Consider the following 21,412-nt stretch of genomic DNA (forward strand, 5'->3'; position numbering starts at 1 on the left):
TTACTTCTTAATGTCTAATTGTATTATATGGATGTTTTAATGAAATGAACAAGAAAAGAATGGGTTAAATTCGAAATAAAGTAGTATAGAGTAATAAGATATTCATGAATCTAATCATTAAAATAAAGTAAAGCTAAGAAAAAATAAAAAAAATCAAAGAGGCTCATAATAATGTAGGAGTAGAATATCACTTCTCATAGCATATAGTATAAGTCTCTTTGATTATAAATAAACAATAATATAAATTAAAATCTGCCTATAATGATCAGAAAGTAAAGCAAATCGAAACGAATGAATTAATGGCGGTGCATTTGAATATTTAATTCCTCACAGGAATCTACGGTATCATAAATCTTTCGATCGTCTACTGTGCTTAATAGCTTCGAACGATTTTGCTCTGCAAATCTTCCAGTTAAAATACTTCCAGGGCCATTGACACAGCCACCCTCACAGCACATACCTTCCATAAAGTCTTGAGGGAATTTACCAACTTTTAAGAGCATGAGCGCCTTCTTACATTCTGCAGCTCCATTACAGCCAGCAACTGAGATTGGAGCATCAATTCCCTTTTCTTTGAGAGCCTCCACAACAGAAGCAGTAACGCCACCAGCAACAGCAAAATTCTTAGCATAAATACTTCCATGCTGTATGTTCTCGCCAATTGTTGCTAGATTAATTTCTTTTGCACGTAGCATAGCATATAGTTCATCAAAGGTGAGAGCGTAATCCGTGCCACCTTCTGCAATATGGTCAAGTACTTCACCTTTTTTTGCAATACAAGGTCCTATAAAGACTGTGATTGCATCTTTATGAATTGCTTTCACGTATTTGGCAGTTGCCTGCATAGGTGAAATGGTGCTTGAAATATGGTCTACAAGGCTAGGGTAATGTTTTTTTATCATTTTAACAAAGGCAGGACAGCAGGAAGTTGTTTTCTTCTTACCCTCTTTATAAGCTTCCGCCCATTCTTCTGCTTCCGAAGCGGCAACTAAGTCAGCACCAAGTGCAACCTCGTAAACACCAGTAAATCCTAACTGCTTTAATGCTTCTGTGATAACGCCAGTGGAAGCAGTTGCACCAAACTGTCCTTCAATTGCAGGTGCTATCATAGCATAGACTTCTTTTTCTGAATTCAATAAATTAATGACATCTACCATAAAAGAACGGTCAGAGATGGCACCAAATGGACAGTTCTTGATACATTGTCCGCAATTGATACATTTTTCTTCATCAATGACTACAATATTGTTCTCATCCATAGAGATTGCATCAACAGGGCAACTCTTTTTGCATGGGCGCTTTAAATCGGCAATCGCATTGTATGGACAAGCCTGGGCACATTTTCCACATTCTTTACATTTTGCAGGATCGATATGAGCACGGTCGTGAGACATAGAAATTGCTTGAAAATTACAAGCTTTCTGACAGCGTTTTCCCATACATTTTTGACAGTTGTCTGTTACAAGAAATCGAGTAATTGGACATTCTTCACATGCAGAGGAGATGACTTGTACGATGTTGCTGTTATCCTGACTTAAGGATGGGGATTTTCCTTGTGCTAGTCGAATTCTTTGACGGATGATTTCACGTTCTTTGTAGATACAACATCTAAAATTAGCTTGTGGTCCTGGGATCATCTCAAAAGGAAGAACGTCTTCTTTTTCTGCTAATTCCTTATGGAATGCTAGCTTAGCAACCTCAAAGAGTACCTCGTGTTTAATGGTTCCGATGTCATTATCTGTTTGTAACATATGTAGTTCCTTACCTTTCCAGACCGATTTTCGCGGTCACAATAAATTAATAATACTTCACAAAAGCTTCCTTTCCCATCTTACGTACGGTATCAATAATCTGGGATACTAGATTCATACGAATACTTAAATCAAAAGGAAGACTAGGGTTTTGATGCGCTTCGTTCATGGTACGCCCAACAAAAAGATGAAGATCTGTACAGTCCTCAATAATCATTTTGGCAATTTTAGATCCGCCATTATCCTTATCTAACTCTAAGAAGAAGTCTTCATTCACTTCTTCTTCTACATATTGTCGCATAAGCTTAAGGGCACGCGTGAGCGTTAATACACCTTCCGTAACTAAATCAATGCCTTCAATATATGCAATTGGAGGCAGATTTGGATCGGTATAATTTAAGGAAGTGTGTATCGGACGGTCTAAAACTCGTGCTACGATATTTGCTGAAGTACCTCCGCTCACGATTCGTTTTGCATTCCCTTCTAAGAATGCCTGAACCGCTGCCATATCATCTACCGGATTTAATGGGGGACCGGTAAATAAATGCACTGGTTTTGAGTCAATGACTCTGGCTACCGCAACCGTAGTATCATCACCTGGTGATTGCATATACAAATCATCGCAGGCTTTACTAAGGATAGAAGCCAAACGCGATGCAGAGAGGGTTGAGTTAGTTGCCTTTACAGAGTATTCTGCCATGTTTTGCCAGGTCCAGCCAAAGTTTAAGGCTTTTCCTACACCTGCATGAATTACTCCATCACTCATTAGAATAAAACAGTCATTTAAGGCAACCTTAAAGCGGTACTCACGAATGCACTTACCTTCTATCATACGTTCTTTATATGGCACTGTCAATAGTGCACCATCACGAATAAATACGCATTCAGGGTTATCAAATTCTACTAAATAAGCATCACCAGATTCAAATATCTGAAGAATGCTAAAAGTAGAGTAGGCAACCTGTCTTACCTGACATACTGGTAAGGTTTTAACGATTGTTTGGACGCATTCTTCAATTCCAGCGCCATTTAAAAACATGGTTCCGAGGATCTTTGAGGTTAGGGTAGCGAGGATATTTGCTTTTACGCCGCTTCCCATACCGTCAGCAAGAATGATTATATTAGAATCCTTTGTTTTTAATATCTCAACTTTGTCTCCGCAGAGTTCTTCCTGGTTCTTATTAAGACTCTTATAAGAGACATCGACTGTTACACTCATGTGAACTCTCCTCTGTCCGCTTTAGCGGATGTTAATTTTAAAGAATGAAAAGCGTGTCTTTCCAACCTTTAGATACTATCATAAGGTTTTCCATCGTTTAGTATGGTATCTCGTAGTTTTGTTAAGGTGACTTTGGTTTCTGCTGTGGTTTCTCCAAGTAAGCCTGCAATCTCTTGTGCAACTTTCATCTGCTTATCGATAACCCGTTGTGCCATCTCGATAGTTTCCACCTTCATTATATAGGCTTGACGATCAAGTTGCTCTTGATGTGAGATATCTTGAAAGATACCAAGAACGCAGTTTTGTTCCTTGGAGTATACAATAGTTTGTAAAGTTGCAAGGTTTCGATCTTCGTAAATCACTCTTTTACCTATGATGTCTTTGTGTGTTTCCAGAACTGCCTGAAAATTACTATGGTCAATAAATTCATAAAGATACATTTCTTTTGCAACAGAGCGAGGAGTACCAAAGTATTTTTCAGCAGCAGCAGAAAATTCCATGATTTTCATCTCCGCATCCACGATAATAATAATGTTTGGTGTCGTATCAAGAACGAAGTTTGCCATGGATTGTGCACGTTCGTGCATATATGGGATACACATATTAAGCTCTGCCTTCCCTTGATAAACAGCGATTGCTTTATCACGGCAAGTAGCATAACCACAAGCACCGCAGTTTAACATATCTTCTGTTTTTGTTTTTCCTATTTTTCTAAGTATTTGCATAATTTCTTCTTCGGTCGGAACTGGATCTTTTGGAGAACGATCAAAAAAATGTTTCTCTAAAAGTATTGGAAACTTTGCATAAAAATCCTCGTCCTTAATTGGTGTCTTAGGGATGGATTCCTCCATATCAAGTTTTACTTTAAATCGAGAGATACGTGCGCGGTCAATTGCAGGACCTTTAATACAGCCACCGTTGCAGATATTAGCTTCAATAAAGCAGCCAGTTACCTCTCCGCGGTTCATACTTTCCAGTAAATCTATGCAGTTTTTAATACCATGGACATAAAATTTACGATAACGGTCAGACGTATTTCTGGAGGCTACGACAGAAGAAAGGACACCACTGCTGATTGGATAGAGGCGGTTAACGAGTGGATTTGGGTTACTAGGAGGGGTATCTGGCTGTTCTAGGATATCAATTCCTTCTTCTAATAACCATTCTTCTAGTTCCTTAAAGTTAATAACAGCATCAATGATACCAACCGTTCTTGGATCACTTTCTGCTTCTCTTTTTTTTGAAATACAAGGGCCAAGAAATACTACTTTTACATTAGGTCCGTATTCTTCTCGTATAATCTTTCCGTGAGCAATCATAGGAGAGATAACTGGCGCAAGATATTTCGTTAGAGAGGGATAATAAATCTCTACGAGATCATTCAGACTAGGACAGCAAGTAGTAATGATATTCTCCATCTCCCCTGCTGCTATTAATTTATCATATTCTCTCGTTACATAAGCCGCACCTTCTGCGGTTTCTCTTACTGCAGTGAAGCCTAACTTTAATAAAGCGCTGATCACCTGTCCAGGAGTGTTGTACTTTAATACGCCAAGGTAAGCAGGTGCAAGAGAAATGATAGTTTGGTGTCCCTCTTTTATATATTCTTTTACACGTTCTAAATCACTGATTAAGGTTTTGGCATTTTGTGGGCATACCTCTAGACAGTGTCCACACAGAATGCATTTATCATTCATAATATAAGCTTGAGCATCCTTTACTGTGATGGCTTTTACATCACAGTTACGCACGCACTTATAACAGTTTTTACATTTTGCTTCTTTAAATCCAATCACATTCATTATGTAAGCCTCCTTAAAACCTCTCCGTGAAAGAAACTATCCGTATCCTTAGGAGACAGAGAAAATAGCTCACCATCTAGCTTTACACAAACCCCCTTTACACATTGCCCCATGCAAAATGCTCCGTTTAGTTCGACTTGATTTTTTAGTTTATACTCAGAAATTAAGGTTTCCAGTCTCGTTATTATCTCTCTGGAGCCTTTTAGATGACAGGAGCTCCCAACACATATTGTAACTACCATACCGTACCTCCTTATAATGTGTGCTAAAAATTTAACAAACTATGTTTATTATAGCACTTTTTTTGAAGGGATACAAGTTTTCTTAAGAAGCTTAGCATGGTTTCTTACGCCATGCTAAGTGATTGAATTGCAATACAGAAAGGGCCTCCCTGTGTTGTAAAAGCTGGGCTTAATTTGTGTATTAATATGTCAGAATGAGGGAAAGCAGCTTTTAATAATTCACTCGCTGTTTTAGCAAGGGAAGGTGCAAGGGAATGGGAAATATAAAGTTTATGATCTTCCCCTACCTTATCCTCCTCAAGACTTCGAATAATTTCAAGAATCGCTTTTGTAAAACTACGCTTAATTGAAAAGTTACAGATCTGTTTACCATCTTTCGTTAAGGTCATTACAGGAACAAGATGAATGGTTTTACCAACAAATGCTGCAAGATGGCTTAATCTGCCGCCTCTTCTAAGATAATCAAAATCTTGTGGAATTAGGAAAGAGCGGGAGCTTGCAATCATCTTTTCAAGTTTAACTACGATTTCTGAAACAGTATGATTTTGATCTGCCAGACGTTTTGCATGCTCTACAAGTGTTCTGTGAGGTCCGCAGAGTGTCTTTGAATTTAGGACAGTAATTCGTTCGCTGTCATCGACCATATTTTTTGCTAATAGAGCAGACTGATAGGTGCCGGATAATCCATCTGCCATCGTGATGTTTAGAATCTCATCTTCTGGAAAACGATTATAAAGGTCTACGACTCTTCCTATTGCAGGTTGTGAGGATAGAGGAATGTGTCCTTGATGAATTAATTCAACGAATTCCTCTGTTTGTATCTCCTCAAACTCTTCATAGGTTTTATCATTAATAGTTACTGCTAAAGGAGAAACATAGATTCCTTTTTCTTCTGCCTCGCTAACGGAGTATAGAGTAGATGTGTCTGAAATTATTCTGATCATGAGTTCCTTTCTATGTGATGGATTTCTCCATACCTTATTCATAATGACAATGAGAAGTTCGTAAAGCGTGCTTTTCATTGTATGAGTCTTGCTCATTATATCGAAAAGTGTCGAAATATGCAAAGAAGATTATTTAAAATATTTATAAAGAATTTGGAACGGAGCTAAAACGATATGGAAAGTCATAAATAATAAAAAGTAAACGATGAAAATCAGTGTGTTTCTCTTAAAAATTCAGGATGCCTCTATCTTGTTTACCCTATTTTAAAGAAATATTGTTTAAATCTATTGAAAAATATATAAAATTAAGAAGTATTTTGTGTGGTGCTATTGAAATCGTAAGGGTTCTCATACTATAATAGAGCTATCTTTTATAAAGAATATTTCAACCACTGAATCAATGGGTAAGTCTTATGCTTAAGTTATAGAGGCAAATAAGACACGCTTTCTTAAAAAAGGAATTGGTTAATGCCAAGAAATAAAACAAGAGGGGTATGAAGTTACCTCATTTGTTAAGAATAAAGAAAACGGAACTTGCAGGAGCACAAGAGTCAAACCTTTCATTAGCATAACTGAGATTTTGTTAAGCAAAATAAGGGGGATGTAGTGGAGTGAAAACAGAGAAAAAGAATGGGATATAGGAAAGGAGAAATAGAGATGGAACTTGTACAAGTAAGAGAACTGTTTCGTAACAAGGAACAATATCTAGGAAAGAAAATAACAGTCGGCGGCTGGGTACGCAGCGTCAGAGACACAAAAACATTTGGATTTATCGTTATGAGTGATGGTACATTTTTTGAAACCTTACAGATTGTTTATACGGACAAGCTAAGTAATTTTGCAGAAATCTCCAAATTCAATGTAGGTTCTGCAGTTGTTGTAACCGGTACACTTGTTGCTACTCCAGATGCAAAACAGCCATTTGAAGTTCAGGCAGAGGAGGTACTCTTAGAGGGGGCTTCTACATCCGATTACCCACTTCAAAAGAAGAGACACTCCTTAGAATTTTTAAGAACGATGACACATCTTCGACCAAGAACAAATACGTTCCAAGCAGTATTCCGTGTTCGTTCTCTTGTTGCTTATGCAATTCATAAGTTTTTTCAGGAGAGAGATTTCGTCTATGTTCATACACCATTAATCACTGGAAGTGACTGTGAGGGTGCTGGTGAGATGTTCCAAGTAACTACTCTTGATCTAAACAATATACCTAAGACAAAAGAGGGTAAGGTTGATTTTGATCAGGATTTCTTTAATAAGCCAACCAATTTAACCGTAAGTGGCCAGTTAAATGGTGAGACTTATGCGATGGCATTTAAAAACATCTATACCTTTGGACCTACTTTCCGTGCAGAAAATTCGAATACAACAAGACATGCCGCAGAGTTCTGGATGATCGAGCCGGAAATCGCATTTGCTGACTTAAAGGATGACATGATCTTAGCAGAGTCTATGCTTAAATATGTAATCAAGTATGTATTAGAGCATGCACCAGAAGAGATGAACTTCTTCAATTCTTTTGTAGATCAGGGATTACTTGAGAGATTACAACACGTTGCTAACTCAGAATTTGGTCATATAACCTATACAGAGGCTATTGATATCTTAGAGAAGAACAACGATAAATTTGAATATAAGGTATCCTGGGGTTGTGATTTACAGACAGAGCATGAGCGCTACTTAACAGAACAGGTATTTAAGAAGCCAGTGTTTGTTACTGACTATCCAAAGGAAATCAAGGCATTTTATATGAAGTTAAATGAAGATAATAAAACCGTTGCAGCAATGGATCTCTTAGTTCCTGGTATCGGTGAAATTATCGGTGGTAGCCAAAGAGAGGATGATTATGACAAGTTAGTTGCAAAGATGAAAGAAAGCAACTTAAACGAAGAAGATTATGATTTCTATCTTGATTTAAGAAAATATGGATCAGCAAGACACGCAGGATTTGGTCTTGGTTTCGAGCGCTGCGTCATGTATTTAACAGGTATGGGTAACATTCGTGATGTTATTCCATTCCCAAGAACAGTGAATAACTGTGATTTATAAAAATCGTATCAAGGTTAATGGTAATACGATCTAAATATACTAGTATCAAAAATAAGAATGCAAAAGAAAAAGCATGTTAACTCTGATACCTGACAAGGAAAAGCTCGCCGCGCGAGCTTTTCCTTGTTTCAGGCATAACTATATGGAAAGCAGAGATGGTAATGTATGTACTATATATAAACCAACATTTGAAATTATGAATTCATTGAACTCTTATCATTATAATGAACTAATAACTCATAGGAACTTCTAGTACTTGATAGCTGCTTCCAAGATTCTATGGAGTATCCTAGGAGAAATCAAAACATCCCTCTCGAAGACCTTAACCGAGAGGGATGTTTTTGAAGAAAATAATAATCCTAATTATTTAGGATACAAATCGCTTATTTAAAACCAGTGAATTATCTTATTAAAGACCAAAATCAGTTTCTATAATCGATTGACGGTGCAAAGGCCGCACCTTTTATGAGAACCTGCTTCGCAGCTTCTCATAAGTTATATTATACAATGTCATATTTATTTTTTTCTTTTGCAAATCCAGGAATATAAAAGATTTTCTTATATGGTTTTAAGCAATATAATAATATGATACCTATAACCCCACAAGAAATAACTTCACCAATACCAACCGTTAACATCATAAAAGGAATTGACATAGCTTCGCCATAAGCAAAACGTAGAATCCAAGGGATGATAATCGTATTAGCGACTATTGGAGGAATTGGAACAAGGAACTTGTATCTTCGTAAGGAATAAGAACCGATTGCTCCAAGTAAGGTAGCAAGAGTCCCGAAGACAATATCAAGAATATCGCATCCTGCAATAATATTACCTAGCAAACAACCAATCGTAACTCCCGGTATCGCTGCCGGAGTAAAGAATGGAAGAATCGTCAGGGCTTCTGCAAAACGCACTTGAATATAAGAGACGCTGATTGGTTGAAATAATAAAACCAGCACAACATAAATGGCCGCAATCATCGCAGAATGCAGCAAGAAATAAAGTGTTTTGTTTTTCATAAAAATCTCCTTTAGTTTTGTTTTACGTGTGGAAGGTCTCGAACACACGATTACCCATTGGTATAGACCTTGTTTTTATGGGGTTTTAGCATGTAATATAATAACTCATAGGCTAAGAAAAAGCAAGTATTACACAGTTGTAATTTAATAATAGGATGAAAGACTCCTTTTGCAGAAATATTTCATTGCTATGTATTAGCAAATTTTGTATAATAATCACAAAACAATAAGAAAAATAAGTATAAGGTGTCAGGATCAATCTTGGAGTTCTTATAAGCATATCGGTATGAGAAATTTCCTAAACAGTGTATTCTATAGAATATAAGGAAGTTATGAAAAATGAAATTAGACATGATGATATCTTTCTATGAAAGGAGGGAGAATAGATGGCTAGAACAGTTACTGCTTATGACCTTTTAATATCCTGTCCTGGTGATGTATCACAATTTGTAGAAAAAATTGAAAATGCTGTGAGTAAATTTAATAACTTTTACGGACGTGAAAATGATATAGTATTACGCACAATCAGCTGGACAAACAATTCTTTTCCTCAGTTTGGAGCACATCCTCAAAAATTATTAGATAAACAAATTGTTGAAAAAGCTGATATTGCCATTGCAGTTTTCTGGACAAGATTTGGAACAGAAACAGAAGATTATGGTTCTGGCACGGAAGAAGAAATTGAAAAAATGCTAAAGGATGGCAAACAAGTATTTTTATATTTTCTTGACAAGCCAATACAACCGTCAAAAATCGACCAAGAGCAGTATAGTAAAATTCAAGCTTTTAAGGAGAAACATAAGAAAGGTGGATTATTTTTTACCGTACAAGATGAAAATGCTCTTGAAAATGCATTTCGTGGAAACTTGGAATTGTATATGGATAGTATAATTCATGGGAAGAAGTTTAGTCAGACGAAGGGAAGTAAACTGATTCTTTGGGTTGACGATTGTCCGGAAAATAATATTTACTTGAGACATATTTTTGAAAATTATGGTTTAAAATTTGATTTGGCACTATCTACAGATAAAGCATTAAACCAAATTGAGAACAATGATTATGCATTAATAATATCTGATATGGGGAGAAAAGAGGGTCCACGAGAGGGATATGTTCTGTTAAAACAAATCAGAGATAATGGTAATAACGTTCCATATGTCATATTCTCATCTGATGGAAGTAGGTCAGAGCATAGATTTGAAGCAGAGAAACATGGTGCACAAGGGTCAACCGATGATTCGAGTGAAGCGGTTGATCTGGTTTTAAAATTATTGCTTAACAAATGATGAAAGCAAAATAATAATACATAATAATATTTCAATTAGTAATACGTAAATCCCCTGTAAGAGAAATTAATATGCTTTTGCAGGGGTATCTTCTTTTACTGCTAGTACCCATTTTATATTTATCTGGGATAAAACACGATGTAATAAAATTCAGTACTTTCATGGGCAATAAGATACTAAGGCCTATCTAAACTCCACGTTAAGTAGACAATTTAGAACACACCGTTTGTATATATAATACAACAAGTGTAGTAATATTTACCTAACAATAGAAGGAGGTAATTAGGAATGGATACAGAAACGATTGGAAGATTTATAGCCGTTCGCAGAAAAGTAAGGGGACTTACACAGCAACAGCTTGCTGACGAGCTAGGATTAACAAACAAGGCAATCTCAAAGTGGGAAACGGGACAGGGGATGCCGGATGTTACGACGTTACCGATACTTGCTGAGATATTGGGAATAACGGTAGATGAGCTTTTAAAAGGAGAATTGATTGATAAAATCGATAATAAGAAGGAATACGGGATGGAGGACAGCTATACCGTACATCGAAGCATTTTTTGGTTTAAGGTCATGGCTTGCCTATCGATTTTCTTTGCACTTGCAGGCAATATTACTCCATTATTTATGCTTAGAGAAACTTCAGCGGTAGCAGCTTTCTTGTTTGGGTGTTGGTTTGAAATATGTAGTGTAACAGTGTTTATGGTATTTTATTTCAGAATGAAAAGTGAGATAGAGTTTCATAGCAAGACCTCAGCGAGTAAGGAAAATTCAATATTAATAAGAAATCAATTTATGAAATATGAACTTTGGTTTTGGTTGCTTTCGCCATCTGCTCTGCTTGTAACGATGGTGTCAGAAGCTCTATCCTGGGAAAATCCTATGATGCAAACCATTTTATCAATTGTTATTGCTATAATGGTAGGATTACAATTAATGTTTAGAATTAGGAATACTGGAAAGGTAACGAAAATCAATTCGAAGATGTTGATGTGATAATAATAGGTCTTTTGATGTAAGCAAATTAGAAAGAAGTTTTTAGATTATACTGAGTCAGAAAATATGTATGCATCTATTTTCTGGCTCTTTTTATTCATGACAGGGAAAAGTCCGCGAAGCGAGCTTTTTCTTGTCGTATGAAAAGAAGAAATAACAACTATTATTATACTGGTGATCTTGACTTTATAATGTGCTACATAAAAACCTGTAAGAGTGCAGGTATTTATGTTATTATGGAACTTGTTGGAAAATACGATTTTGTACATACCAAGATAAAAAAGTTGTTAAAAACGGATAATACCATAATGGAAATCAGTGATATTATGGTTAAGGAAGGGATAGCGAATTGTAATAGGCTACTTCCTTAAGTGTATAGAAAGCAAATGGATAAGATGTGATATGCTTAGAATGGAGGTTATGATGAGTTCATTACCAAAGGAAAACCCAGTCATGATAACAGAGGATTATAGGCCAAAGGACAAGCCCCTAATTATGTCCATGGTAGAGGAAATGAAGGAAAAGGGAGTGCCAGAAGAAATTGTGGTAGAGCAGATCAATGAGTTCTGTAGCATTGTAGACAGACCTGAAATGAAGATAGTTGGAATTCAAATACCTATGAATCCATACAGTGGTTTCGATGCTATTTCAATTGTAAAAAAACTGATAAGTGATGGAACATGTAAGCTGTTAGAGGAACTGCTTCATCCGAACAAAAAAGGAAGGTATGTTGCTGCAGTTAGTCAGGTGAAGACAGGGATTGAATTTACTTATGTAGTTGGAGTTGAGGTCGAAAGCTTTGATCATCTACCAAAACATTTACCACCAGATACCGTAATGCTAACCTGTCCGGCTGCACGATATGGTAAGGTCAGAAGAAAGCCAGCGAACAAAGAAGACAGGCATGCAGCCGCAAAGCAAGCAATCTGTTATTTATCTTCTCAGGAATTTAGAAATACCACAGGGTTATCCTATGATGTTGATGCCACGCCATTTCGTGTATTTGATCACTGTGGAGAATTGATATCTGCTTATGAGCCAGTGAAAAAACCAAATAACGAGGAAGAAAAGTTTGAACAGGTAGGATGCGAAATTGTAATGCTTCCTGAGATTAAAGTCATTGGATGCACGGGAGAAAATGGCTCCGGTATGTGGAACTTGTTTGACATTGAGAACGATATTGATTGGAAAGCAGCTGGAAGTCTGAATGATTATCAGTACTATTCTTTTACCACCAAGGATGAGGAAGGGAATAATACAAGCATCTTTGGTCGGATTGTTGGGGATTTTAATCATGTCCCTGAGTGTCTTGAGCAGGCAGCGATGCCATCAGGGCTATGGGTTAAGTTTTATCAGAAACAGATAAACAATGATGATCCTTCAATTATTTTTGAAGGTGCCAAGGAGTTATTATTCTCACAAAAATATCCGGATTACGAAGAAGATTATTCTATTCGTAGCGGTTTATATGTGGCCCAATATGAGCAAGGTGCATGTTATTACTTTCCAATCAGAGAAAAGTCAAGAGATAAGTAGAAGTATACTCTAATGAACTTTGCTAAACTAAACAATTTCTATAAAGGTAGCAATTTACTTAAGGGGAGGTAGGGATGCATCAAAAAGAATTGGAAAAAGTACTGGATTACATAGAAGCAAATCTAAATCAGCCCTTAAGCCTTCAAGAGATTTCAGCGAAAGAGTATAGATCCACCATGCAGATTTATCGGGATTTTTATAGTTTAACTGGGCATTCTGTCAAGGAATACATTCGTAAACGAAGGCTTTCCAACGCACTGGCAATGGTAAAGCATTCAGAACAGAGTTTAGCTGATATCGCTTACGAATATGGTTATAGTTCGCAGCAAGCTTTTTGTAAATCCGTAAAAGCTTCCACAGGCTTGACACCACTGGAATACAAAGCAGACGAAGGATTCTACTATTATCCGAGATTTCATCTGGATCATAAGTTTTTAGTCACTGTTTCTACTGACCACATACCCAAAACGATACAGATAAAATATTACCATAGTCAGATTAGAGGGATAGAGAATCGGTCTATTAGGTATTTACGCTCTATCTTACCTGAATATAAGGGTAGAATATTTGGGAGGAATGGAAAGCAGAAGGATTATAAATTTTGTTACGAACTAAGGATAGAATATCAGGATAGTCTCCTTCCTATCCTAAAATCAAGTGAGCGAAAAGAGATTGAGATTCATGATTCGGAAGTAAATAGCTATGCAAAGATATCCATTAAAAATAAAGATAATGATATTAATGAAGCTTGGGACTATCTGTATTTAAGATGGCTAAAGGCAAGTATGTTTGAACAGGCTAGAAGCCCTTATTTTGAAGAATACGTCTATAAGAAAGATAAGATTAAGAAATTAATATTATATCTTCCTATTACAAAAAGAAAAGATTATGCAAGAATCACCATAAGAGATTGTGAGGATATGTTTTTCTTGGTATCTAGCTGTGAAGGTATGGATGGAGAAGAGAAAGCTTCAAAAAATGTAATGGAATATTTAGCAAAATACAATCCCTTCTATATCAAAAAAGCAACAAAATTCTATGTTTCAATTTATAAGGATAACTATACCTGTGGTATTGAGGTTGACAAGGATTTCATGTATCAAAATAATGATAAGGTTGTATGCATTTCTAGAATTGGCGGTAGATATGCAGTGCTTGAGAGGGAATGTAGTGGAGACAGCAGCATTTATGAAGCTATGTTAAACGCATGGGTAGAGGAGAATGGATTACATATCGAGGAAAACAATAGATTTACACTATATGAATCATTAGATTCTAAAAATGAGAAACTAAAAACTACAGTTTATCAAAAATTAATGAAGTAAAAAGGTAAGTTGGCTTACAAAATAATAAGCCAACTTACCTTTTTATTTATTATTCTGGTAATAATACCATATAATTTTACTTTTTCAAGATTCGTTTTGTGATAATAAAGGATATCTCTAAAGTCTTAGCAATAGTTAAAATATACACTATTAGGTTATATAGGCTTTATTACTATTAAAGTATAGAAGCTATCTTAAGTTCATTATGTTTTGATAAATCAATAAACTGGTTATCCACTTTTACGACCGGGCGGGATAGATTGTTTTTGTTGATCATAACGACCTCACCAACCAGGGAATTACTAAGTCTCACAGTAGTATTTATGTAACACTGAGCGAGCCCTTCGAGGAATGGAAGGAGATATGCAGCATCGTACTTTTGAAAGCCTTCTTTTTCAAAGTTTTCAAGCACTTCAAAAGGACAGATTTCCTTGCGATAAACACGTTTTGCAGTCATTGCATCATACACATCTGCAATTGCTAATATTTTTGCAAAAGGAGAGATGTCTTTCGAGGAAAGTTGATTCGGATAGCCACTACCATCGCAGCGCTCATGATGCATTAGAATTGCTTCTTTCACACGTGGATCTATCTTATTATCTTTCACAAGCTCATACCCCATAACTGGGTGTTGATGAACATATTCAAGTTCCTTCTCATTGAGCGCAGTTGGTTTTTGCATAATATCCTTTGGCAGTTTTAATTTACCGATATCATGCAATAATCCAGCAAGCATAAGCTGTTCTGCATCATGGACATTAAAATTTAACCAGGTAGCAAAGGAAAAGCAAATTAACGACACATTAAGAGAGTGTACATAGATTTGGTCATCTAAGTCCCTGATACACTGTAACATATCAAAGGTTCTAAGAGAACTTCGGCATTCTTTTAAAAGCTGTTCGACCGAATCTAGTAGCTTGATTTCATCATATGGTAGAGAAGTTGTCCCAGTAAGAGCTAAATAAGAATCTTTTAAAGTAAGAATACTATCCATGTAAAACTTTTTGAATTTTTTAAATTCTATGGAATTTTTTAAAGCAGTGATATGTTCCGATGGTTTTTTTGTCTGCTTCTTCACTAAAGTATTCGGTATGTAAACAAAAATCTCTTTAATTGCATGAATTTTTAGTTTCGTTATACTTCTTGTGGTTACCATCGTATTGCGAGAAAGGATACGTTCATTCCTTAGATTATACACATCTTCTGCAACAATCATTCCAGATACGACTTGAGATACCGGAATATTTACTATGTTCATAGAAGTTAGGAACCTCCCCAAAGTTAATCATACAAATTCTACCACAATTATAAATGCTCTTTTCAAAATAAACAATACTTTTCTGTGTTTTTATAGAGAAGTATGCTATAATAAGTAAAATGAAAATAAGGCTAGAAAGGCGGATGTATCTTGAATTTTATACATGTTGCAGATATCCATCTCGGTGCTACTCCTGAGTCAGAACGTGGTTTTGATATCAACCGAGAGAAAGAAATCTACGATAGTTTTGGGCGTGTAATATCGGAATGTGAAAAAAAGAAAATTGACTTATTATTGATTTCTGGCGACTTATTTCACAAGCAACCATTGCTTCGAGAGTTAAAAGAAGTAAATTATATATTTTCAAAGTTAACACATACCAAGGTGGTGTTGATTGCGGGGAATCATGATTATATTGGTCCACGATCGAATTATTTAAATTTTAACTGGTGTGATTGCGTTAGTATGCTAAGTAGTGGAGAAATGGATAGCATCTATTTTGAGGAACTAAATACGGAGGTCTATGGATTAAGCTATCTTAGCAGAGAAATCTTTGAAGCGAAGTACGATGGTATTATACCAGGAGTGGAAGAGCGTATTAATATTTTATTGGCTCATGGTGGGAATGAGAATAACATTCCGATAAACTATAAAAAGGTTGACGAGGCTGGCTTTGATTATGTAGCATTAGGCCATTTTCATAAGCCACAATTAATTTTTGAGAGAATGGCTTATGTTGGTTCTTTGGAGCCGCTATCCAAAGGAGAACCTCTAAAACATGGTTACTACTATGGAGAAATCACGAAGGAGAAGACAGGGAATAAAGATGGTTATGAATCAAATCTATCCTTAACTTTTGTTCCAATTGCATGTAGAGAGTATATTACAAAAGAAATAGAAGTAACACCAGAAATGTTAAGTACACAAATCGTAGATTTGGCTAGGACTATCATAAGTGAATATGGATGCGAAAACTTTTATCAATTTGTTCTCGTTGGAAAAACAGATCCTTCTATTCTACTTGATTTAGAGGACTTTTATCGACTGGGCTATGTTACCGAGGTTTTAAACCATACTTTACCTGATTATGATTTTGATTCCTTGTATGAGGAGAATAAAGATAATCTTATTGGTAGCTATATCCGTCGTATTCGAGAAAGCGATGCGAAAGGTAACCTAGAAAATAAGGCGCTGTATTATGGAATCGAAGCATTACTTAATACAAAGGAAAGGTAGGATCTTAAGTGATTATTAAAGAATTACACCCAGGGCATTTTGGAAAGTTTCATAATGTCGATGTGGAGCTAACGCCTGGGATTAATGTGATATATGGTAAAAATGAAGCAGGAAAATCAACACTTCATGCATTTGTAAAAGGAATGCTATTTGGTATTGAGAAGCTTAGGGGAAGAGCTGGGAAAGAGGACCTTTATGTAAAATACCAGCCATGGGATACCCCAGGAGCATATCAAGGTAGCATGGTTCTTAGGGTAGATGGGGAAGACTATCGTATTATCCGTAGTTTTTATAAAAAGGAAAGAAGCATTAAAATAATCAAAGAAAGTACTGGACGAGAATTGACAGATGCAGAGCTTGGAGTAGGTGCTATCATTCCAAAACTTACGGAAAGTATCTATAGAAATACCATCAGTATTGAGCAGTTAAGAGCGAAAACAGAATATGAACTTGCAGAAGAATTAAAAAATTATATCACAAACCTTTCTATGTCAAAAAGCAAGGAAGTTGATGTTAATGGAGCTATTCAATATCTGCTAGAAAAGAAAAAGAGACTGGAAAAACAGCTTCCTGATGAACAAATTGCAGAGTTATCTAGCGAACTTAAAGAATTACAGGATACGCTTAAAACAATCGATGTTTTAAGTGGAGAGCTTACGGAATTACAAAAGAGGGCTACCTTCCTTGAAAATAAACAGAAGGAATACAATCGAAGTACCAATCAAGAGAGAATGAAAAAGGTTGCGTACTATCCTGCAATCCTTGAGAAGTTTAAACGTTTTATGGAGATGAAACAGGCTGCAAAAGATATGGAAGACAAGGTAGAAGGATTAGGGGAGAAGACCAAAAAACAAGCAAGCGAATTAGATAGTAGTAGTACCATCGAAGCGCATCTAAAAGAGCTTGGAGAATTGCGCCAGAAAAAGCAAGAGTTTGAAGAGGAGCTTAAGGTAAAACGACAGGAAATTGAGCCACTTCTAAAGCAAGGAAGTAAATCCGGTCGAGTAATCGGTGCAATTATTGTTATGCTAGGATTAGCAATTTCCTCAATTCCAATTCCTTTCATGACCATTGTAATGCGTTGTATTATAGGAATTGCATTTTTAGTAGCCGGAATTTCAAAATATATTATGACAGCTACAAAGGAAGAGAAAAACAAGCAAAAGCTAGAGGATATCAAAAAGGAATGTGAACGACAGATATTTTCTCTTCATAGTAGAAGGCATGATATTTTATTAAACCATCGTGTAAGTAATGAAAGTCAGTTAATGGCAAAATATAATGATGTTCTTAAAAATGAAATGGAACGGGAACAAGCGATACTTCGTAAGGAAGAATATCATACTGCTGCTAAGCAATATCATGAAAAGGCCGATGAGTTAGAATATGAAATAATAGACTATATGAAGTGTTTTGTCGGTAATCCAGAAGCTACCCAAGAATGTATGCAGGAACTTTGGCAGGAGATTGAGGAATTTAAGGAAGATATCATAGGAGAGATGAGTGCGAATGAAGAAGAACATACGTCAATTCGTACTCAGATGGAACGTATTCGCTGGACCTTGGAAGCAAACACGGAGTGCGAGGTAAAACTAGAGGAAAAGCAAATGGAATATGATGAGTCGTGTGAATTAAGAGAAGCATTATTAGAGGAGATTGAAGCAATCTCGTTAAGTATCCAAACGCTAAAGGAACTTTCCACCGATATTCATGATAGTTTTGGAAGTACATTAAATCAGATGCTATCAGAAATTGTATCCTCCATAAGCCAAGGCGAGTATAGTTCCATTGTAGTGGATGAGAAGCTAAATGTATCAGTTCTTCACCGGGGACAATATGTTACCTTAGATAGACTAAGTGCAGGAACTATGGATCAGATTTTTCTAGCGCTTCGATTATCAGTTGCATCGCTACTCTTTCCAGAAGAAAATATGCCGATACTTCTAGATGATTCATTTGCGTTATATGATGATGAACGTACCAAAGCAGCCTTAAGATTACTTGCAGAAGAAACGAATCGCCAAGTAATAATCTTTACCTGTCATCGAAGGGAAAAAGAATTACTTGAGGAATGCAAAGTTCCTTATCATTATGTTGATTTAAATGACTTAGGGAATTCTTTAGAGTATGCATAGCATGTAGGAAATGCGCCCCATAAGGTAACCGTATACTTTGGCTGCCTTATGGGGCGCATATTATTCTTGTATTCTCAATGAAACATCATCTGCTTCATCCAAAATCTATGATTCTATCATCTAAAAATTCTATTTATTCTTATACTTATTAAGAACGTTTTGAATACGCTCTGTTGGGCTTAAAAACTCACTAATGGAAGCATCGTGATTTAATGCATCAATTAATAATGCAATATATTTACTCATATCTGCACTGATATAGTAAGGTCTGCTAAGTAATTCCTCTGTCTGATATACAAGGTTTGTTGTCATTACGAAATCAATAAGACCCTTCTCATAAGCTTCATCAAATTTCTCAAGACCATTTGTGAATAAGCCAAAAGTAGCACATACAAAGATACGTTTTGCTTTTCTCTTCTTTAATTCTTTTGCTACATCTAACATACTTTCGCCAGAGGAAATCATATCATCTAAAATTAAAACGTCTTTTCCTTCTACATCTGCTCCTAAGAACTCATGAGCAACGATTGGATTACGTCCATTTACAATTGTCGTATAGTCACGGCGTTTATAGAACATACCCATATCAAGTCCGAGAACATTTGCAAAGTAAACAGCACGTCCCATAGCACCTTCATCCGGGCTGATTACCATCATATGCTGGGAATCCACTACTAAATCAGGAATGTTTTTTAATAAGTTCTTAATAAACTGATAAGATGGCATTACTGTTTCAAAACTCTTTAGTGGAATTGCATTCTGTACACGAGGATCATGTGCATCGAAAGTAATAATACTCTCTACACCCATGTTTGTAAGTTCTTGAAGTGCTAATGCACAGTCTAAAGACTCACGAGAACTTCTCTTATGCTGTCTGCTTTCATATAAGAAAGGCATAATTACAGTGATTCTTCTTGCCTTACCACCAACAGCAGCGATAATTCTCTTTAAATCCTGGTAGTGGTCGTCTGGAGACATATGATTCGTGTGACCACATAAGGAATAAGTTAAGCTATAATTACAAACGTCAACAAGTAAGTATAAGTCATCACCACGAACAGATTCTTTAATAACACCTTTTGCTTCACCAGAACCAAAGCGTGGACATTGATGCTTAATTAAGTAGGAGTCTCTTTGATAACCAGCAAATTGCATTGTTGCCGTATGCTCACCAGTGCGTTGCTTTCTCCATTCAACAATATAATCATTTACTTTCTGACCTAGAGCCTTGCTACTTTCCAAGGCAATGATACCAAGAGTTCCTACAGGTAGGGTTTCTTTAAAATTATCTTGTGACATTGTTTTTCCTCCAGTATTGTTCTTAACATAAGCTATTTGGGGTTTGCTCATGTTGTTTATAAGGGTATAAGCTATGATGAATAATTTCTTGAAATTATTTAGTTCAAGAAAAAATTGGCTTTTTCTATAAAAATTTCGCCAAATATAGTTAGATTCAACCAACTTCCGAAAGCTATATTACTATTATCCTCTTCTTTCGTCAAGATTAAACTCAACTTTTCTAGTGTTTCTTTAGAAGTTTCTGCAAACGTATGTCATCTCCTACAATTTTTAACAATAAATAGTTACTGGAAATTCGAGAAAATATTCGCTCGCTATAATTTGTTTTTAATTGTTCAAAAGACAGATTCGTTGAGATTACGGTTGATTTTTGTCTTAGGTGTCTTTCGTTGATGCATTGATAGAGTTGAGAGTTGATGAACGTGTTATTCATCTCTGTACCGATGTCATCAATAATAAGTAAGTCGCAGTCAAGGATATAGTCAAATTGGTTTCTTATGTCATCCATATCCTCAGCAGAATTAAATTTGTATTTCTCTAAGATTTCAAAAAGCTGAAAAGAAGTAAGGTAAATCACAGTATGTGCATTATCCATCAGCTCCTTTGCAATACAGTTTGTAAGAAAGGTCTTTCCAACTCCAGTATTACCATAAATTAAAAGGTTTTGATAGCTTGTATCAAAATGATTTATAAATTTCTTAATTTCTGTAACTACACGTTTTATATTTTCAAGAGGTGTTAGCTTCGTAGCTTCATCATAATAATCATTTGTGTAGTAATCATAAGAAAATGTTGAAAAGTTTTCATATTGCACCGAATCTCTTACATTGGATTGATGATATAGGATGTCTACGATTGCCTGTTTGAAACAGTGACATTTTTCGTTTCCAATATAGCCGGTATCCATACAATCAGGACACGCATACCATAAGTTCAGATAATGATTAGGATAACCTGCTTTACTAAGGAGCTCTTGTTTTTTCATGGAAAGAACTTCATTCCGTTCTTTTAAGTGCTTAAGTGCGTCCTCATTACCGGATAAAGAGAGTTTAGCACTTTGAATCGAACCATTAATGATTTCTTCGTCAATCAGCGTAAGCTCAGGTATTTTAGCATAAACTTCTTCTTTCCTTTTTTTTAACTCATGTTGATTTTGTAGCCTTCGATTATCGTATTCTCTTAATATGGTATTGTACTGATAATTTTTCAGTGCCATTAAAATCCTCCATTCTACCTTTAATCCACGAATATGGGCAGCAACTCAAATCTGCCAGTGAATCGCATTATATATATTGCTCACATAGGAAAGTTT

At 35.9% G+C, this 21,412-nt stretch carries 17 protein-coding genes; 8 read left to right on the plus strand and 9 right to left on the minus strand.

The genetic code is table 11. From position 1 onward, the window contains the following. Positions 1–296 precede the first annotated feature (296 nt). From CC92_RS0112435 to CC92_RS0112455, 5 genes are all read right to left on the minus strand, one after another. On the minus strand, positions 297–1,751 hold the full coding sequence (locus CC92_RS0112435; RefSeq protein WP_029502583.1) for a 4Fe-4S dicluster domain-containing protein: 1,455 nt from the start codon (positions 1,749–1,751) through the stop codon (positions 297–299). Positions 1,752–1,797: 46 nt separating this feature from the next. Next, the gene (locus CC92_RS0112440) at positions 1,798–2,970 is read right to left on the minus strand and encodes a SpoIIE family protein phosphatase (RefSeq protein ID WP_029502582.1); all 1,173 of its coding nucleotides are present in this window, start codon (positions 2,968–2,970) and stop codon (positions 1,798–1,800) included. Between the two features lie 68 nt (positions 2,971–3,038). Further along, entirely contained in the window at positions 3,039–4,772 is a 1,734-nt protein-coding gene (locus CC92_RS0112445; protein ID WP_029502581.1) for a [Fe-Fe] hydrogenase large subunit C-terminal domain-containing protein, read from the minus strand. Beyond that, the gene (locus CC92_RS0112450) at positions 4,772–5,014 is read right to left on the minus strand and encodes a (2Fe-2S) ferredoxin domain-containing protein (RefSeq protein WP_029502580.1); all 243 of its coding nucleotides are present in this window, start codon (positions 5,012–5,014) and stop codon (positions 4,772–4,774) included. The genes CC92_RS0112445 and CC92_RS0112450 overlap by 1 nt, the downstream gene beginning before the upstream one ends. Positions 5,015–5,118: 104 nt before the next feature. Continuing rightward, positions 5,119–5,958 carry a DegV family protein gene (locus CC92_RS0112455; protein ID WP_029502579.1) on the minus strand — a complete coding sequence of 280 codons (840 nt, stop codon included), beginning with the start codon at positions 5,956–5,958 and terminating at the stop codon, positions 5,119–5,121. 657 nt (positions 5,959–6,615) lie between these two features. On the opposite strand from CC92_RS0112455, the gene asnS reads away from it, so the two are divergent. Then, positions 6,616–8,007 carry an asparagine--tRNA ligase gene (gene asnS, locus CC92_RS0112460; protein WP_029502578.1) on the plus strand — a complete coding sequence of 464 codons (1,392 nt, stop codon included), beginning with the start codon at positions 6,616–6,618 and terminating at the stop codon, positions 8,005–8,007. Positions 8,008–8,507: 500 nt separating this feature from the next. Here the strand turns inward: asnS and CC92_RS0112465 are convergent, their stop codons facing one another. Next, on the minus strand, positions 8,508–9,026 hold the full coding sequence (locus tag CC92_RS0112465; protein ID WP_031420382.1) for a QueT transporter family protein: 519 nt from the start codon (positions 9,024–9,026) through the stop codon (positions 8,508–8,510). A 386-nt stretch (positions 9,027–9,412) separates the two neighbouring features. On the opposite strand from CC92_RS0112465, the gene CC92_RS22200 reads away from it, so the two are divergent. The 5 genes from CC92_RS22200 (at position 9,413) to CC92_RS0112495 (ending at position 14,172) form a co-directional block, all read left to right on the plus strand. After that, a complete protein-coding gene (locus tag CC92_RS22200; RefSeq protein ID WP_081841828.1) occupies positions 9,413–10,312 on the plus strand; it encodes a response regulator in 900 nt (299 codons plus the stop codon). Between the two features lie 288 nt (positions 10,313–10,600). Continuing rightward, positions 10,601–11,311: a helix-turn-helix domain-containing protein gene (locus CC92_RS21690; protein WP_051650681.1), complete on the plus strand. Its 711-nt coding sequence runs from the start codon at positions 10,601–10,603 to the stop codon at positions 11,309–11,311. Between the two features lie 140 nt (positions 11,312–11,451). After that, the gene (locus CC92_RS0112485) at positions 11,452–11,682 is read left to right on the plus strand and encodes a hypothetical protein (protein ID WP_029502574.1); all 231 of its coding nucleotides are present in this window, start codon (positions 11,452–11,454) and stop codon (positions 11,680–11,682) included. Positions 11,683–11,734: 52 nt separating this feature from the next. Then, positions 11,735–12,847: a GyrI-like domain-containing protein gene (locus CC92_RS0112490; RefSeq protein ID WP_029502573.1), complete on the plus strand. Its 1,113-nt coding sequence runs from the start codon at positions 11,735–11,737 to the stop codon at positions 12,845–12,847. A 74-nt stretch (positions 12,848–12,921) separates the two neighbouring features. Further along, entirely contained in the window at positions 12,922–14,172 is a 1,251-nt protein-coding gene (locus CC92_RS0112495; protein WP_029502572.1) for a helix-turn-helix transcriptional regulator, read from the plus strand. 175 nt (positions 14,173–14,347) lie between these two features. Here CC92_RS0112495 and CC92_RS0112500 read toward each other — a convergent pair whose 3' ends face one another. Continuing rightward, positions 14,348–15,430 (minus strand): HD-GYP domain-containing protein, encoded by a 1,083-nt coding sequence (locus CC92_RS0112500; RefSeq protein WP_029502571.1) that lies wholly within the window; start codon positions 15,428–15,430, stop codon positions 14,348–14,350. A 150-nt stretch (positions 15,431–15,580) separates the two neighbouring features. Between CC92_RS0112500 and CC92_RS0112505 the strand changes: the two genes are divergently transcribed. Continuing rightward, positions 15,581–16,666 carry a metallophosphoesterase family protein gene (locus CC92_RS0112505; RefSeq protein ID WP_029502570.1) on the plus strand — a complete coding sequence of 362 codons (1,086 nt, stop codon included), beginning with the start codon at positions 15,581–15,583 and terminating at the stop codon, positions 16,664–16,666. A gap of 8 nt (positions 16,667–16,674) precedes the next feature. Beyond that, positions 16,675–18,801: an ATP-binding protein gene (locus CC92_RS0112510; protein ID WP_029502569.1), complete on the plus strand. Its 2,127-nt coding sequence runs from the start codon at positions 16,675–16,677 to the stop codon at positions 18,799–18,801. A 129-nt stretch (positions 18,802–18,930) separates the two neighbouring features. Here the strand turns inward: CC92_RS0112510 and CC92_RS0112515 are convergent, their stop codons facing one another. Together CC92_RS0112515 and CC92_RS0112520 are read right to left on the minus strand one after the other, a co-directional pair. After that, complete coding sequence (locus CC92_RS0112515; RefSeq protein ID WP_029502568.1) at positions 18,931–20,100, minus strand: ribose-phosphate pyrophosphokinase; 1,170 nt, start codon at positions 20,098–20,100, stop codon at positions 18,931–18,933. 220 nt (positions 20,101–20,320) lie between these two features. Beyond that, complete coding sequence (locus CC92_RS0112520) at positions 20,321–21,316, minus strand: ATP-binding protein (protein WP_029502567.1); 996 nt, start codon at positions 21,314–21,316, stop codon at positions 20,321–20,323. Between the last annotated feature and the right edge of the window lie 96 nt (positions 21,317–21,412).

It is taken from the genome of Lachnoclostridium phytofermentans (assembly GCF_000733755.1).
In the GTDB taxonomy this organism is placed as follows: domain Bacteria; phylum Bacillota; class Clostridia; order Lachnospirales; family Lachnospiraceae; genus Lachnoclostridium; species Lachnoclostridium phytofermentans_A.

Coding starts and splice junctions, on each gene's coding strand:
- CC92_RS0112435 (WP_029502583.1), bottom strand. CDS start 1,751: ATGTTACAAACAGATAATGACATCGGAACCATTAAACACGAGGTACTC.
- CC92_RS0112440 (WP_029502582.1), bottom strand. CDS start 2,970: ATGAGTGTAACAGTCGATGTCTCTTATAAGAGTCTTAATAAGAACCAG.
- CC92_RS0112445 (WP_029502581.1), bottom strand. CDS start 4,772: ATGAATGTGATTGGATTTAAAGAAGCAAAATGTAAAAACTGTTATAAG.
- CC92_RS0112450 (WP_029502580.1), bottom strand. CDS start 5,014: ATGGTAGTTACAATATGTGTTGGGAGCTCCTGTCATCTAAAAGGCTCC.
- CC92_RS0112455 (WP_029502579.1), bottom strand. CDS start 5,958: ATGATCAGAATAATTTCAGACACATCTACTCTATACTCCGTTAGCGAG.
- asnS (WP_029502578.1), top strand. CDS start 6,616: ATGGAACTTGTACAAGTAAGAGAACTGTTTCGTAACAAGGAACAATAT.
- CC92_RS0112465 (WP_031420382.1), bottom strand. CDS start 9,026: ATGAAAAACAAAACACTTTATTTCTTGCTGCATTCTGCGATGATTGCG.
- CC92_RS22200 (WP_081841828.1), top strand. CDS start 9,413: ATGGCTAGAACAGTTACTGCTTATGACCTTTTAATATCCTGTCCTGGT.
- CC92_RS21690 (WP_051650681.1), top strand. CDS start 10,601: ATGGATACAGAAACGATTGGAAGATTTATAGCCGTTCGCAGAAAAGTA.
- CC92_RS0112485 (WP_029502574.1), top strand. CDS start 11,452: ATGAAAAGAAGAAATAACAACTATTATTATACTGGTGATCTTGACTTT.
- CC92_RS0112490 (WP_029502573.1), top strand. CDS start 11,735: ATGAGTTCATTACCAAAGGAAAACCCAGTCATGATAACAGAGGATTAT.
- CC92_RS0112495 (WP_029502572.1), top strand. CDS start 12,922: ATGCATCAAAAAGAATTGGAAAAAGTACTGGATTACATAGAAGCAAAT.
- CC92_RS0112500 (WP_029502571.1), bottom strand. CDS start 15,430: ATGAACATAGTAAATATTCCGGTATCTCAAGTCGTATCTGGAATGATT.
- CC92_RS0112515 (WP_029502568.1), bottom strand. CDS start 20,100: ATGTCACAAGATAATTTTAAAGAAACCCTACCTGTAGGAACTCTTGGT.
- CC92_RS0112520 (WP_029502567.1), bottom strand. CDS start 21,316: ATGGCACTGAAAAATTATCAGTACAATACCATATTAAGAGAATACGAT.